13 protein-coding genes are annotated in these 15422 nt (G+C 55.1%); 8 read left to right on the top strand and 5 right to left on the bottom strand.

The genetic code is table 11. The features are described from left to right. Nucleotides 1-18: 18 nt before the first annotated feature. The 3 genes from ACF8YQ_RS00580 to ACF8YQ_RS00570 are packed head-to-tail and all read left to right on the top strand — an operon-like array spanning nt 19 to nt 4641. A complete protein-coding gene (locus tag ACF8YQ_RS00580) occupies nt 19-1038 on the top strand; it encodes a DNA-binding protein (RefSeq protein ID WP_396622290.1) in 1020 nt (339 codons plus the stop codon). 1 nt (nt 1039) lies between these two features. Continuing rightward, a complete protein-coding gene (locus ACF8YQ_RS00575) occupies nt 1040-1480 on the top strand; it encodes a type II toxin-antitoxin system death-on-curing family toxin (RefSeq protein ID WP_396622289.1) in 441 nt (146 codons plus the stop codon). Between the two features lie 11 nt (nt 1481-1491). Next, complete coding sequence (locus ACF8YQ_RS00570; protein ID WP_396622288.1) at nt 1492-4641, top strand: type I restriction endonuclease subunit R; 3150 nt, start codon at nt 1492-1494, stop codon at nt 4639-4641. 224 nt (nt 4642-4865) lie between these two features. On the opposite strand, the gene ACF8YQ_RS00565 is transcribed toward ACF8YQ_RS00570, so the two are convergent. The 3 genes from ACF8YQ_RS00565 to ACF8YQ_RS00555 form a co-directional block, all read right to left on the bottom strand. Next, entirely contained in the window at nt 4866-5324 is a 459-nt protein-coding gene (locus tag ACF8YQ_RS00565; RefSeq protein WP_396622287.1) for a hypothetical protein, read from the bottom strand. Between the two features lie 317 nt (nt 5325-5641). Continuing rightward, on the bottom strand, nt 5642-6295 hold the full coding sequence (locus ACF8YQ_RS00560) for a recombinase family protein (protein ID WP_396622286.1): 654 nt from the start codon (nt 6293-6295) through the stop codon (nt 5642-5644). A gap of 1077 nt (nt 6296-7372) precedes the next feature. Continuing rightward, nucleotides 7373-7957, bottom strand: coding sequence for an inovirus-type Gp2 protein (locus ACF8YQ_RS00555; protein ID WP_396622285.1), 585 nt, complete (start codon nt 7955-7957; stop codon nt 7373-7375). 789 nt (nt 7958-8746) lie between these two features. On the opposite strand from ACF8YQ_RS00555, the gene ACF8YQ_RS00550 reads away from it, so the two are divergent. The 5 genes from ACF8YQ_RS00550 (at nt 8747) to ACF8YQ_RS00530 (ending at nt 13068) form a co-directional block, all read left to right on the top strand. Further along, entirely contained in the window at nt 8747-8971 is a 225-nt protein-coding gene (locus ACF8YQ_RS00550; RefSeq protein ID WP_396622284.1) for a DUF4224 domain-containing protein, read from the top strand. Further along, on the top strand, nt 8961-10001 hold the full coding sequence (gene xerC / locus ACF8YQ_RS00545; RefSeq protein WP_396622283.1) for a tyrosine recombinase XerC: 1041 nt from the start codon (nt 8961-8963) through the stop codon (nt 9999-10001). Before ACF8YQ_RS00550 ends, xerC begins: the two co-directional genes overlap by 11 nt. Nucleotides 10002-10184: 183 nt before the next feature. Continuing rightward, nucleotides 10185-11897: a potassium/proton antiporter gene (locus ACF8YQ_RS00540; protein ID WP_396622282.1), complete on the top strand. Its 1713-nt coding sequence runs from the start codon at nt 10185-10187 to the stop codon at nt 11895-11897. 119 nt (nt 11898-12016) lie between these two features. Beyond that, nucleotides 12017-12574: a murein L,D-transpeptidase family protein gene (locus ACF8YQ_RS00535; RefSeq protein WP_396622281.1), complete on the top strand. Its 558-nt coding sequence runs from the start codon at nt 12017-12019 to the stop codon at nt 12572-12574. A gap of 212 nt (nt 12575-12786) precedes the next feature. Continuing rightward, on the top strand, nt 12787-13068 hold the full coding sequence (locus ACF8YQ_RS00530) for an Lpp/OprI family alanine-zipper lipoprotein (protein WP_011783700.1): 282 nt from the start codon (nt 12787-12789) through the stop codon (nt 13066-13068). Nucleotides 13069-13134: 66 nt separating this feature from the next. Here the strand turns inward: ACF8YQ_RS00530 and ACF8YQ_RS00525 are convergent, their stop codons facing one another. Both ACF8YQ_RS00525 and ACF8YQ_RS00520 read right to left on the bottom strand, forming a co-directional pair. Next, entirely contained in the window at nt 13135-13926 is a 792-nt protein-coding gene (locus ACF8YQ_RS00525; RefSeq protein ID WP_224850660.1) for a slipin family protein, read from the bottom strand. Between the two features lie 27 nt (nt 13927-13953). Continuing rightward, entirely contained in the window at nt 13954-15420 is a 1467-nt protein-coding gene (locus ACF8YQ_RS00520; RefSeq protein WP_396622280.1) for a nodulation protein NfeD, read from the bottom strand. Nucleotides 15421-15422 lie beyond the last annotated feature (2 nt).

Raw genomic sequence — 15422 nt, 5'->3', positions numbered from 1 at the left:
TTCAGCACCGGAGGTCGCATGAACAAGGATCTAACTAGTTCACAGGTCGCCCGGAAAAATGTTCTCAACAATCCCTATGCGCTTTCTCAGCTGGAAACTCACCTTGAGCTTGGGGGATTGCAGTTTGAGGGAGAGACCGTGTTCACCAAGCTGCAGGCTGCCGAGATACTGGCTGTTGACGAGCGCACGGTAGATCGATATCTGACCAACCACAGCGATGAGTTACAAGAAAGCGGCTACCGGGTTCTTCGGGGTAAGGCTCTTAAAAACATTAAGTTAGCTTATGTCAACGACACGAATGTCGTCGACATAAGTTCGAAAACACCCTCGCTTGGGGTGTTCAACTTTCGAGCAATACTGAACTTGGCGATGCTAGTAACCGAAAGCGACCGAGCGAGGGCCATTCGTAGTCGAATGCTGGACGTTGTTATAGACGTTATTGCTGAGAAGGCAGGCGGGCACACCAAGTACATTAATCAACGCGATCAAGACTATCTCCCCGCCGCCTATATAGAGGACAGTTACCGTAAACAGTTTACTGATGCGCTCAGGGACTGCCTGTCTATGGGACATTTCAAGTACGCCGTATACACCGACAAAATCTACAAAGCAGTCTTCTGCGAGAACGCAGCGGAGTACAAAAAGGTCCTTCGTCTGGCGACCAAAGATAAAACTCGAGAAACCATGTATGCCGAGGTCCTCAAGGCTATTGCCAGTTTTGAGCACGGCCTAGCGGTGCAGATGCGGAAGGAGTCTGAACGGCTCGGCAGGATGCTCAGACCCTCAGAACTTGACGCAATGTTAGCAGAAGCAGAGAACAACCCTTTTCTAAAGCCCGCGATTGAAGATGCGCGAGTCCGCATGGCCAGCCGTGATCTGGGCTTCCGGGACGCTCTACACGACAAGCTAGAGCATTACATCCAGTCTGTGCCAGAAGGTGATTTTGATAGGTTCCTTGGCGAAAAGAGTCGAGCGCTTGAAGAACAGCTTGCTGACGCTGAATCTCTCGAGGTACTCAAACGACTGAAGGATCGCTGACATGGACGTCACGGTTCTCTACTTCGATGTAGACCACGCGATACGCGAACATGACTGGATAATTGAGCATTCCGGGGGACTACCCGGCCTAAAAGACGCGGACGCTGGCCAACTTTCCAGCGTGCTGGAACACATACAGAATGACCTGTACTACCCCAGCTTCGAAGAAAAGCTCTGCCATTTGGTTTTCGCCGTCAACAAGTTTCATGCCTTCAATGACGGGAATAAACGTTCCAGCTTGGTCTTAGGGGCTTACTTCCTCGAGCTCAACGGCTACGACTACTGCGTGAAGAAATTCGTGCTTGAGATGGAAAACATTGTAGTCTGGCTCGCAAAGGGGCAGATCTCTAAGGAGCTGTTACTCCGGCTTATCACGTCACTGATTATGGATGACGACTACCCCGAAGAGCTCAAACTTGAGCTGATAGAGGCTGTGGGATAGGAATAGAACGGATGAACGAGGATCAACTGGAACAGGCCTGTCTTGGGTGGTTCGCCGATAACGGATGGGAAGTAGCCCATGGGCCAGACATCGCCTGTGACGGCCCGACACCTGAACGCGCAAATTACCGGCAGGTGCTGTTACTGGGGGATCTTGAAGCGGCTTTACGCAGGATTAACCCGCACCTTCCGGACCCCGCCATCGAACAGGCGATGGCACGAATCGCCAATCCCGACAGTCTGGATCTGGTCACCAATAACCGCACCTTTCACCACCTCTTGCTGGAAGGGATACCGGTCGAATACAAGCGCGAAGAAAAGGTCATCCACGACCACGCGTTCTTGATCGACTTTGAAGGCCTCGACTCCAACCGTTTCCGCACCATTAACCAGTTTACGATCGAGGGCACTAAACAGCTCCGGCGCCCAGACGTACTCTGCTTCATCAATGGTGTCCCCATTGCTGTGCTTGAGCTCAAAAGCCCGAGCAGCGAGAACGCGGATATCTGGGACGCTTTCAACCAGATCCAGACATACAAGGATGAGGTGCCGGAGCTGTTTGCGTTCAACGAGGCCTTGGTGGTTAGTGATGGCTGGAACGCTCGCCTCGGCTCTCTGACGGCCTCTCAGGAGCGTTATCTGCCATGGCGCACCTTGAGGCATGAAGATGACAAGCCCGCGCTTGATTGGCAGTTAGAGACGCTCGTGAGAGGCTTCTTCGACCGCGAGCTTCTGCTGGACTACATTCGCTATTTTGTTCTGTTCGAGAACGACGCCGACCGGCTGATCAAGAAGATTGCCGGTTACCACCAGTTCCACGCTGTCCGAGAGGCGGTCAAGGCAACTGTGATCGCCGCAGAACACACAAATGGAGTAGGTGAGCGCCGAGCCACCTATGGAGAGCGAGTGGTTCCGGGCAGCAAAAAGGCCGGGGTTGTCTGGCACACGCAGGGTTCCGGCAAGAGCATCTCCATGTGCTGCTACGCTGGTAAGCTGCTCCAGCAACCCCAGATGAACAATCCGACCCTGATCGTGGTCACGGACCGTAACGATCTCGACGGTCAGCTGTTCGCCACCTTCAGCGCCGCGAAAGACCTCCTCAAACAGACGCCCGTGCAAGCCGAAGATCGCGACATCTTGCGCAAGCTGCTAGCGGAGCGAGAATCCGGTGGGATCATCTTCACCACTGTGCAGAAATTCGCCCTCTCCGAGGATGAGTCTGGTCATCCGATCCTGAACGATCGCCATAACATTGTTGTAATATCTGACGAAGCCCACCGCAGTCAGTACGGCCTCAAGGCCACCCTGAAGCAGGACGGGAGCTACAAGTTCGGCTACGCCAAGCACATGCGTGATGCCTTGCCGAACGCCTCCTTCATTGGCTTCACCGGCACCCCAATCTCCAGCGACGACAAGGATACCCGAGCTGTTTTCGGTGACTATGTGTCGATCTACGACATTCAAGATGCCGTGGACGATGGTGCCACCGTTCCCATCTACTACGAATCACGACTGGCCAAGCTGGACATCAACCGGGAGCTAATCGCAGAGCTATCCGATCAGGTCGACGAAGTCGTCGAAGATGAAGACGACGTTGGCGCCCGAGAGCGAACTAAAGGCGAGTGGAGCCGACTGGAGAAGCTGGTGGGCTCAGGCCCGAGACTCCAGCAGGTCGCTGAGGATCTGGTTAACCACTTTGAGGCGCGAACAGCGACCATCGACGGCAAGGCGATGATCGTTGCCATGAGCCGGGACATCTGTGTGCAGTTGTACAACTCAATTGTACAACTGCGGCCCGAGTGGCATGACTCTGACCCGGAGAAAGGGGCCATCAAGGTTGTGATGACTGGCTCCGCCTCGGATAAACCCGAGTTGCAACCCCACATCTACAACAAGCAAACCAAGAAGCGCTTCGAGAAGCGCTTCAAAGACGCAAGCGACCCCCTGAAGCTGGTCATCGTCCGTGACATGTGGCTGACCGGTTTCGACGCTCCCTGCTGCCATACTATGTATGTAGATAAGCCCATGAAGGGGCATAACCTCATGCAGGCTATCGCTCGCGTGAACCGGGTATTCAAGGACAAGCCCGGCGGGTTGGTGGTCGACTATATCGGCATCGCCAACGAGCTCAAGCAGGCGCTAAAAACCTACACAGACTCCAAGGGCAAGGGCGCCCCAACCCACAGTGCTGAGGAGGCCTACGCGGTACTTCTGGAGAAACTGGACATCATCCACGGCATGTTCGCCAATGGCCCGCACGGTGATGGGTTCGATTACAGTGAATTCGAGACTAACCCGCAGAAGCTCCTTGTCGGAGCCGCCAACTACGTCCTCGGCCTTCCAGACGGAAAGAAGCGTTTCCTGAACACCGTATTGGCCATCACCAAGGCTTACTCTTTGTGCGGCACCCTCGACGAGGCTCGGGCCCTGCAGAAAGAGATAGCGTTTCTGTCTGCCGTGAAGGCGGCCATCACCAAGAGCACCAGTGTTGACCGCAAGCTGACACAAGCCGAGAAGAGCTCAGCCTTGAAGCAGATACTGGACAACGCCATTGTCGCTGAGGGCGTGGATGACGTCTTCGCACTCTGCGGCCTCGACAAGCCGAACATTGGGTTATTGTCCGACGAGTTCTTAGAGGACGTACGGCAAATGCCGTACAAGAATCTTGCCGTTGAGTTGTTGGAGAAGTTGCTGAAAGACGACATCAGGGCGAAGACCGGCAAAAACGTTGTACAAGAGAAAAAGTACGCAGACCGGCTTCAGGAGACCCTGCGAAAGTACAACAACAGGGCCATCGAGACCGCTCAGGTAATCGAAGAGCTCATCGCCATGGCCAAGCAGTTCCAAGAGGAAATGGCCCATGAGGCCGCGCTTGGTCTTAACCCCGACGAGATCGCCTTCTACGACGCATTGGCCAATAACGAGAGTGCTGTACGGGAGCTTGGCGACGAGATCCTGAAGAAGATCGCCATTGAGATTACGGACAAACTGCGGAAATCGACAACCGTTGACTGGCAGGTGCGGGAGAGCGTGCGGGCTCGACTCCGTGTCCTTGTCCGGCGAACGCTGCAACGATATAAGTACCCGCCAGACCAAGCCCCAGAGGCAATAGATCTGGTGATGAAGCAGGCAGAGGTTTTATCGAATGGGTGGAGCCGGTAGGAGTTGTACAACTCTCCCGAGTTCGGCTGGGAGGTCGAAACTTAAGCATGAGAGCCTCATCTGGACGAGTTGTACAACTCGAATACTCGCTGGCGAAGTGCGTGTTTGAAGATTCACGTCAGAAGTAGCGAGTTGTACAACTGTCTCGGTATGGACTTTCCTTCGAGAAAACAAGCATCGGCCTACGGCAAGGTCCCGAAAAGAATAGTGGCAGGTAGGAGCTGCTATTTTCCGAAATTATACCAATCAACTTCGGTAGCCAGCGCCACTATCGCATCGGCAGCGTCGTCACTCATATAATCCGAAAGGTCTACGTCAATCTTCTCGGCTTGGCGGTGAAAGTGTAGTAAGTCGTTCTTCATTTGATTAAAACTCACCCGAGACCGAAAGAGAAATTCTGCGCGCTCGTCATCAGATGCGTCGATCACCGCCTCCTTGAACTCGATTACAGTTTCCTCGAAGCTGTAACCAGCCTTCTCGTATATTTCGATTTGTGCGTTGATCATTCCTGAGAGGTTTTCTTCAGGCAAGTGGCTGGAGTTTCCAAGCAACACATTGAGCTCCACGTCACTTGCAGCAGCCGCGAGCTTAGCGCGGGCTTCATCGGTATAAGGGAATGGATCAGAAGAACCACAAGCCGATAGTGAGACCATCAAAAAACTTGCCAAAAACACCTTTTTCATAGTTGCATCTCAAGCTGATGTTAAACAGAGGACGGCTGACCTAACCTATTGAATTAAGTCGAATTCGGAATAGTAGCGGACTAACCATCAAAGAGCTGTAAAAGGAATGCAGGTTTTGCCGTATTTTACAGTTGCCCATCAGAGCTGTGTGGTGAAAGCATCCCCCGGTCAGGTCGCACAGAGTTAGCGACTTTCAACACACGTGGCACTGAGCTGACGCAGAGGCTGGCAGGGTCGTTTACTGGGGAGGGGGTAGGAACTAGTTGTACAACTAGTCCCTACGTCTGGGGTGTACCTTTTCAAAGGACCACTTGTGCTCAGCTTGACTCCACGGTAGCAGATACCTGAACAATAGCTCGCTCACCCTTGGCCACGCTGGAGATCAGCTTGCGGGAGCACTTCAGAGTGCCTTGGATGTCGTTATAGCTGAAACCACTTTCGAGCATTTTCGCAATCCGCTCACGCTTCTCAATGTCCGGGGCACGACCACGGTATCTGCCCTTAGCTTTTGCACTCGCAATTCCCTGCTCCTGCCGGCGGCGCCTGTCCTCATAATCTTTGCGGGCCATAACCGCAAGAATATCAAGCAGCATGGAGTTCACAGTCTGCAATATCGATGTCGTGAATTCATCCGATATGGAGTCCTGCTTCAATGCGCAGTATGAAGTAGGAACATCCTTAGACACTATGGAAAGGCGCTTCTCAGAAAGCCTGTTCTTTAAAGTGTCCCAGTCGCGCTGATTCAAGCGCGCGAGACGGTCGATTTGCTCCACCACTATAACGTCCCCGGGATGCGCATCTTCCATCAGTCGCATCAATTCAGGACGATCGAGTTTGGCACCGGATTCGTTTTCCATATAGGTGTTTACAATCCTATGCCCATACTCCTCAACAAACTGCTCCAATTCCGCTTTCGCGCGGCTAGCGTCTTGTTCCGCCGTCGAAGCACGGAGGTATGCTCTGATCATCATGCTTACACACTCTCAGTCTCAATCTCGTCTCATACTCAATGGCCGCCGAGCCATTAGTTCATTTTATATGGTTTCTTAATTATGGTTCATTTTGGATGGTTCCGCAACCGCTAAAACCCGAATAACAGGCCCCTTTCGGTTGGTTTCTTTGAGGTATACCCTAACTGAACCAAGCAGACATGCAGGCAACGGAGCGGCGGAAGGAGACTGCGTCAACTGCCCCGCAAGGCATTACGCACATACAACCGTGAAAGGGGCGCGGTCACCAGCGAATAGGCCGTGACAGCAGTGGCACGGTACTGCCTTGTGCCACAGGGGTATCAAAAGTTCCGTTGTACAACTTCGGTTTGCAGGCATACCGCCGGATAATCTCTGTCGCAACGGAATAGAAGGTCGCACCCGTAGCCCCGGGGGCCGAGAACTCAACCACTCCAAACCCCGATAACGACACAACCAGCTCCAACGCAGCACAACACGTTGCTGGTGCTCCGGAGACACGGTAGTCTGCTGCCAGCCCCTACGATCACATAGGGTGGGGTAGTCCCGCTTAAACATGAAGGGAGAAGGGCCTCGAAGTATCGGCCTTTCTGTGTGACAGGTGATTGCCTGTGTCACTGACTGTACGCGGACAATCCGAACCGCTGTCAGGGACACCTGAGGTTCCACTTGGGAAGAGCACAATGAAAGCAAAGTTACCAGTTGCTCCCACCACGGAGCCGACAAATGGAAAAACCGCAACGCTACAAGAGAACCCTCCGGAGTCCTGCACCGCGATACACCGACTGATCGAGCTCGGCTACGATGCCGAGTATGCACGGCGACTTGTGCACCTTGACTACACTATCGACGCTGCGGCGCAGCGATGCCGAAACTCGAAAGACACTCAGCCGGGCGAAGAGTTCGTTGAGCTTTGAAGGCCATGTTGAATGGCTGATGCGGCGACAACACCTCTGCAACAGCAGTTGTACAACTATCAGATCGTGTGCGGGCGACAACACGTTGTACAACTCTAACAACCAGAGTTGTACAACTTAAACGATCAAGTCGTTGCCCACCACGCGAAGCATACCTAATACTTTATGCGGCTAACGCTATGGCGGGTGGCTTGATTCTGCTCGTTGAATAATCGTTGACCGTCGGCTTACGCCCCCCTTTACTGTGCTCTTTTGCGATGTATGACAGCCGGTAGAAGCATTTCTCATACTCGGTAAGGTTGGCACGACGGATACAGTGGAAGGGGCGCGGACAATGCCCCAGCGACATCCCTAGTTTCGCGGCTTGTTCGGTCAGGTGTACCTGTAGCTTTGCAGGATGGTGGATCTTGTTACCGTCCAAGATCAGAGCAACGTGGTAATGCTGGCCAGCAGCACTCGCCTGCTCCCGACCCCACAAGAACCCCATACGGCTGATTGGGTACTTACGTTTGACCATTTTCCTTACGGCGCGGATGAAGTCCGACATGATCTTGTTGTCTTCCGTGTACTCCTTGAGGCGCAGATCAAACCTGTAGACGAACAGGCGGCTATGCCAAGCCCCCATCGCATCCAGCTGACCCTTGCATGCCTCCAGTATCTCAACGTAACAGCCGGAACTCTTTGTGGTATTGATTGGGAGACAGACACCATCCAGCGTGATCTGTTCTTCGTGCGTTACGGTCTTCACCTTTTCTCATCTCATGCTCTGATTAATGGTCACCCCCTCGCTATAGATATTATTAATATCCGTCTCCTGAGGCTGCAGGCACCCAAATGCTAGTAGTCTGCGGCGTACTGGAATTGCCAATCTGAGAGTGTCGGTTTCTGTGGGAACAATTTCGGTTCCCAGCGCGGCTAAAGTGCACAACCGCTCAAATGGTGTCAAGAAAAAATTCTCTCAAGATACTGATTATAAAGCACTTTTAGTTGTACAATAAATCCTAAGCGCCTGCAGCGCAGGTGTTTATGAACGGGCATTTTTTTGTGTCTGGTGAATGTAGATACGTTAGGGCATCTGGCCACCCCGTCAGTGCTTCGTGCGAAAAAGTTTTGCGAAAGGAGGTTGCGTCCGCTCCGTTTTCGCATTAAATTCCGTTCCGCAGCTCGCCCTTCAGCCAACATTCAAAGGCTCGAACCGCGATCTCCCGGGACGAATTACGACATACGCACGCCGACCGCCCTAGCCGCATCCGCACGCCGCACTCTGCACTTGTATACGCAACTTCTGGACGACAGCCCGTACGCGCACTGAAACCGAAGAGCCGACTCCTCTCGACCTCAGTTTTGCGCAGGCACCCGAATACCAAGCTTCCAGCTTCCAACACTGGCAGCTTGTTAACTTGGGGAGTCGAGAATGAGACGAGACAGTGTTTACCAAAATTTACTCACCAGCGGACCTTCGTAAGGGGCGTCCTCTCGCTGAAGTTGTTACTCAGCCATCCCTTCGTGCAACTCATCCGGCAAGGGGAGCAATGGCATGCTGATCCTTGATCAAGAGGAGCTCGTTAAGCTCACCGGAAAAGCCAAGAAGCTCGCGCAGCGTAAGGCGCTGCGTAGTATGGGTGTGAAATTCGGAGAGCGCTTGGACGGCACTCCAGTAGTAACCATCGATGCGGTGCGCGAATTCATCGGAATTGGTTCAGCCCACGGCAAGATCGAGTCTGTAACGTTCAACTGGGGGGGCATGCAGCATGGGCCGTAAACGTAAAGCACCCAACTCCCAACTGCCTCCTCGCTGGCAATACAAGAACGGTGCCTTCTACTACCTTCCTCGGGCCGAGGAGCGTGCTGAGTTCGATGGTAAGAGCTGGTTTCGGCTTGGCACGAGGCTGCCAGAGGCCCTGAGAGCCTATGCCAACCGGAAAGAGATCGCCACTGGAGAAACTGTCGCCTCCGTTGCTGACAAATACGTCACTGAAAAGGTAGCAACGTACAAGCCAAACACTCAGCGCAATTACTTGCGGGCTGTAAAACGGCTTCGGGCAGTACTTGGCCACAACAAGGTTGCCCTCATCACCCCTCAAAGTACCTACCAATACTTGGAGCGTGTGCGCTCAGAATATGGCATGAATGAGGCAAATAACGACCTCAAAGTTCTCAACCTGATCCTCGATTGTGCTGTTCGCTGGGGCGTCATTAATCGCCATCCGATAAAAGGGCATGTGAAGTACTTCGGCAAACGCGATGGGCTCAGGAAGGAGCGTAACCGGTACGTTGAAGACTGGGAACTGGAGGAGTGGACAAAAGTTGCCCCTCTGAAACTGCGAGCGTTCGCCGCGTTAGTCATGTTGACGGGTGCGAGGAAGAACGAGATCTTACGGCTAGAACATGGTGGAGTAACCGAGAAATACTTGGTCGTCCCCGGCAAGAAGACAGAGAGCATTCCGGAACAGGTTTACACGATGACTCCTGCGCTTAGTAAAGCGATCGAAATGGCTATACAGAGCCAAGTTGTTCCGTCTAGGTTTCTTCTGGCTAACAAGAACGGAGACTGTTTCTATAACAGCGAGGACAAAAGCCCCACTTTTGATAGGTCGTGGCGGCGCTCGATGGTACAAGCCATTAAGCAGACCAAGCTGGAAGAGTCCTTCACTATGCATGATTTGCGAGCTAAGGTCGGCTCAGATGCCGAAACAGAAACTCGTGCGCAAGAACTCCTTGGACACACTACCCCTGACATGACACGCAGGCATTACAGGAGGAAGAAACGCACGATCCTACCGACCAGCTAAGATGCGAATTTATTAGACAATTCGTCTTTTATTAGACGGGAGAGCAGAGAAAAATCTTACAAATCATTTGGTTAAAATTAGGGAGAAGCTCTACCATTGAGCTACGCCCGCCTGCATAATGATTGCCACAGCAATATAAGCCCGGGCCCTGCGTTCGGGCAAGCCCCTTTGGTCTGGAGTCTGATGGATCCCACACTTACCCTGATTGGCGCCTTGATGCTGGTGATCAGCATCGTTCTCAGCCCGCTTTCCAGCCGCGTTGGCATGCCCGTGCTGCTGATCTTCCTGGTCGTGGGCATGATGATGGGGGAAGACGGCCCGGGTGGTATCGAATTCGACAACTTCGAGCTGGCCTTCCTGATCGCCAATCTGGCGCTGGGTGTGATTCTGCTGGATGGCGGCATGCGTACCCGGGTGGAAACGTTCCGGGTGGGGCTGCGGCCGGCACTGGTACTGGCCACCCTTGGCGTTGGCCTGACCGCCGGTGGCGCCGCACTGGTTGCCTGGTGGGTGTTCGACCTGCACTGGCTGATGGCGTTGCTGGTCGGCGCCATTATTTCCTCCACCGATGCCGCCGCCGTCTTCTCGCTGCTCCAGGGCCGGGGCCTGCATCTGAACGAGCGGGTCAGCGCCACGCTGGAAATCGAATCCGGCAGTAACGACCCCATGGCCATTTTCCTGACTCTGCTGCTGGTTACCCTGATTGGCAGTTACGAAGAGGGGGCATTGGCCAAAGGCCTGATGATGCTGGTACAGCAGTTCGGCATCGGCACGGTGGCCGGCCTCCTTGGTGGCTTTGCCGTGGTTCAGCTGGTCAACCGGATACGACTGACCCCGTCGCTTTACCCGTTGCTGGTAGCCGCTGCCGGCATCGCCGTGTTCTCCGCAACCAACGCCATCGGCGGCAGCGGCTTTCTGGCGATTTACCTCACCGGGGTGGTGATTGGTAACCGGCATGTTCGGATGATGCCGATGATTCTTCAGGTGCATGATGGCCTGGCCTGGCTGGCACAGCTTTGCCTGTTCCTGATGCTGGGCCTGCTGGTTAATCCATCGGATCTGGTGCCGCTGGCCGGTGGCGGTCTGATTCTGGCACTGGCGCTGATTTTCGTGATCCGGCCGGCCACCGTGCTACTCACGCTTTGGCCTTTCGCGTTCAATCGGCGGGAGTTGGGGTTTATCAGTTGGGTGGGCCTGCGTGGCGCAGTGCCGATCGTGCTCGCCCTGTTTCCGATTATTGCAGACCTTCCGGATGCCCAACTGGTGTTCCATGCCGCCTTCTTTATTGTGCTGGTATCGCTGCTGGTACAGGGCACCACCATGGCACCACTGGCCCGCAAACTGAAACTGGAAGTGCCTTCAGGGGAGGATCCATACCGCCGGCTGCCACTGGACGTGCCCGCCGCCGGTGACCACGAACTGATGCTGTTTCCGCTGCGCGGCAAAAACTGGGAAAGCCCCCGGGCCCTCGGCCAACTACGGCTTCCCGACAACACCGCCGTTGCCGGTATTTTCCGGGATCGAAAATGCCTGCAACCGACCCGGGAACTGGAAGTCTCGTCTGGCGATGTGGTGGCCATGTTTGCAACGCCGGCGTTGTTACCGGATCTGGGTAAAGCCCTGAGCGGTCGCCAGGCGCCGAAGCATCTGGCTGAGCGGGCATTCTTCGGGGACTTTGTGCTCAATGGTGATGCCCTGCTCGGGGATGTTGAACAGGTGTACGGCATCGAATTTGATGAGCTGCCGCCCGAACTCTCCCTGGCTGAGTGTTTTGCCAGGCGCACCAAGGGCCACCCGGTGGTTGGTGACAAGGTTGTGCTGGGGCCCGTTACCCTGGTCGCCAGGGCCACCGACGCTGACCGGGTGACCAAAGTAGGCATGAAAATGGATTCCTGAATGGGATCCCGGTCAAGAAAAGCCAAACTCTGTAACAGAACCCCTTATCACCCCGTTACCAGGCTATGGTATAAACAGCATGAACAAAGTTTAACCATTTACCGATTTGTGCGAGTTTCATGATTGTTCGAGTTCTACTGACCATCGCCCTGATTGCCTCTCCTCTGCTGGCGTCAGCCTCTGAGCTTCTGGCCCGGGCCGACACCCGCATGATGCCGAGCGCACCGGAACCGGCGTTAATGGAAGGCCTGCTGGAGATTACCCAGGTACTGGTCAACAAAGGAGAACGTCGCCTTTACCTGCTCAGCGGTGATGAAACCATACGCCAGTACCGGATTTCCCTCGGAGACAATCCCGTCGGCCACAAGCTGTACGAGGGGGATGAGCGCACACCGGAGGGTGATTATGTGCTGGACTGGCGCAATGCCAGCAGCGACTTCTATAAATCCATCCACATTTCCTACCCTAGCCCCCGCGACCGGGAACTGGCTGAAGCCTGGGGTCTTGATCCAGGCGGCAGCATCATGATCCATGGCCTGCCCAACAATGCCGGCGACATGGCCTTTGCCTACACCGGGCTGGACTGGACCAATGGCTGCATTGCAGTGAGCAACGAAGCCATGGATGAAATCTGGCAACTGGTCCAGAACGGAACCCCCATCCGCATCGTTCCGTGATTCTTTCTGCTTGGTGACAACGCCATGAAAGCCGGATTAAGTTGTTGTCATAAGCTAAGAAAATTTACGTATCCTTAGTTAACATTTTGTCTCCGAGTGTTTTACACTGTTTAACGACTCCGGTAGTCACTGCCTATCGGGCCTAGCAGAAGGGAGCTGTCTGACCGGCTTCCGGATCACAGGAAATAAAACGACCAATAAGGGGATTTACAATGCGTAAACTGACGATCGCCGGGTTTGCACTGGCTACTGCTCTGACTGCAGGTTGTGCCACCACTGAACAAGCTGCTATCGACGAAGCAAATGCAACTGCCAGCTCCGCTGAGCAGACTGCCAACAACGCCCTGAACACTGCTAACAGCGCCGCCAGCAGTGCACGCACTGCCCAGCAGACTGCTGAAGAAGCTCTGGCTGCAGCCCGTGCTGCCCAGAAAGCTGCTGACGAAGCAAACGAGCGCGCCAAGCGTATGCTCGAGCGTGCCAGCCAGAAGTAAGGCTGTCAGCTAGCAAAAAAGGCCGGTTAATCCGGCCTTTTTTTATGTCTGCAGAACCCTTTGGTATTAGGGTTTCGGCTCTTCCTGCCCAGCCTTGTCCGGCCCCTGGTTCTGAATGAAGGTCTTGACCAGATCCATCGGCAACGGGAACACAATGGTCGAGGAGTTGTTGTTGCTCATGTCCGCCAGCGTTTGCAGATAACGCAATTGCATGGCACCGGAGTTCACAGACATCACCTCAGCCGCTTCCACCAGTTTCTTCGACGCCTGAAGCTCGCCTTCAGCGTGAATGACCTTGGCCCGGCGCTCCCGCTCGGCTTCCGCCTGACGGGCGATGGCGCGGATCATGGATTCGTTCAGATCCACATGCTTGATTTCCACATTCGCCACCTTGATACCCCAATCTTCGGTCTGGGCATCGATGATCTCCTGAATGTCGGCGTTCAGTTTGTCCCGCTCCGACAGCATCTCGTCCAGATCGTGCTTGCCCAGTACAGACCGCAGTGTCGTCTGGGCCAGCTGGCTGGTAGCGGCACCGTAATCTTCAACCCGGATGATGGCTTTTTCCGGATCCACCACCCGGAAGTACAGCACCGCATTTACCCGCACGGTAACGTTGTCTTTGGAGATCACGTCCTGGCTGGGGACATCCAGGGTGATCACCCGAAGGTCAACTCGCACTATCTGCTGGATACCAGGAATGACGATGATCAGGCCCGGGCCTTTCACGCCCTGGAACCGACCCAGAAAGAAGACCACGCCACGCTCGTATTCCGGCAGGATCTTGATTGCTGACCCCAGGATCAGCAGCAGCACCACCGTCGGTGCAATATAGGGAATAATGTCACCGAGATTCATACGGCCTCCTTGATTTGCCGTTGATGTTTAATCTGTGCGCTCTGCCGGTTCGTCGGTGCCGGGCTCCACCAGCAGGGTCAGGCCGTCCATACCATTTACCCGCACTTGCGATCTGGCGGCAATGGCCTCCTGACTCCGGGCGTTCCAGCGTTCGCCGCTGACCCGCACATGGCCCGCGTAGGCATCATACGTGGGGACAAAATCATCCAGTGCCACACCGTGTTCGTGGACCAGCTGCTCACTACCCGAGACCGGGTGGCGCCGCCGAAGGCCGATGAACCGGGTAACCGTCCAGAGAATAAAGCCCCCAGCCACCACCGCCGTGCCACCAATCGTCGGCAGCGAAATCTCCTGATGCCTGCCGTCCATCAGGATGACCGAGCCGGTGACAAACGCCACAATGCCACCGATGCCGAGGATGCCGAAACTGGGCACGAACGCCTCGCCGACAATGAAGGCCAGCCCCAACAGGATCAGCGCCAGGCCCGCGTAGTTCACCGACAAGACCTGGAAGGCGAACAGGGCCAGAATCAGGCTGATGGCGCCAATGACACCCGGCACCACCGCGCCAGGGTTGGCCAGTTCGAAAAGAATGCCGTAAAAGCCGATGATCATCAGGAAATAGGCCACATTCGGGTCAGTAATCACCAACAGCAATTTGGTGCGCCAGTCCGGCTCGGCCCGCACCAATTCCAGTTGCGCGGTTTCCAGCACCCGATCACCGGCGGCCAAGCGCACAGTGCGACCATCAATCTCGCTTAACAACGCCCGGAGGTTTGGCACCACCACGTCCACCACGTTACGCTCCAGGGCTTCGGTAGCCCCGAGATTGACCGCCTCCCGAACCGCCTCTTCCGCCCAGTCGGCATTACGGCCATGGCGCTCGGCCAGGCCGCGGATGTAGCTCACGGCATCTTCCAGTACCTTGCGCTCCATAGCAGTGTCGCCACGACGTTTGTCGGCCGATTCGCTCTGGTCGGTGTCCTCCGAAGATTCTTCAGGGGCGGATTCAGAAGGGGACTCAGGTTCTGTGGAGCCGGGCAGGCCACCCATTTGCACGGGTGTGGCTGAGCCAAGGTTGGTGGCCGGAGCCATGGCGGCAATGTGGCTGCCGTAGAGGATATAGGTACCAGCACTGGCCGCCCGGGCACCCTGGGGTGAAACGTAGGTCGCCACCGGCACATCGGAAGCAAGGATGGTCTTGATGATTTCCCGCATGGAATCCATCAAACCGCCCGGGGTGTCCATTTCAATCACCACCAGGCCGGCGCTTTCCCGCTCCGCCCGGCGAATACCGCTGGTCACATAATCCATGGTGGCCGGGCCAATCGCTCCTTCAACCGAAAGCACCAGGGCCTGACGGGGCGATTCCTGTTGCGCAAAGACTTTCAGGGAAAGACTGAACAGGGCCAGCAAGGCTCCGGCTACAAACACCAGCGCCCAGAGCTTTACTCTGGGGGTGAGTGTCGGTGTCCTGAATTGGCTTGCACGCATCT

The organism is Marinobacter sp. W-8 (assembly GCF_044342215.1).
Taxonomy (GTDB): domain Bacteria; phylum Pseudomonadota; class Gammaproteobacteria; order Pseudomonadales; family Oleiphilaceae; genus Marinobacter; species Marinobacter nauticus.
The sequence above is the reverse complement of the archived record's forward strand: the minus strand, read 5'-3'. Positions and strand labels throughout refer to the sequence as shown.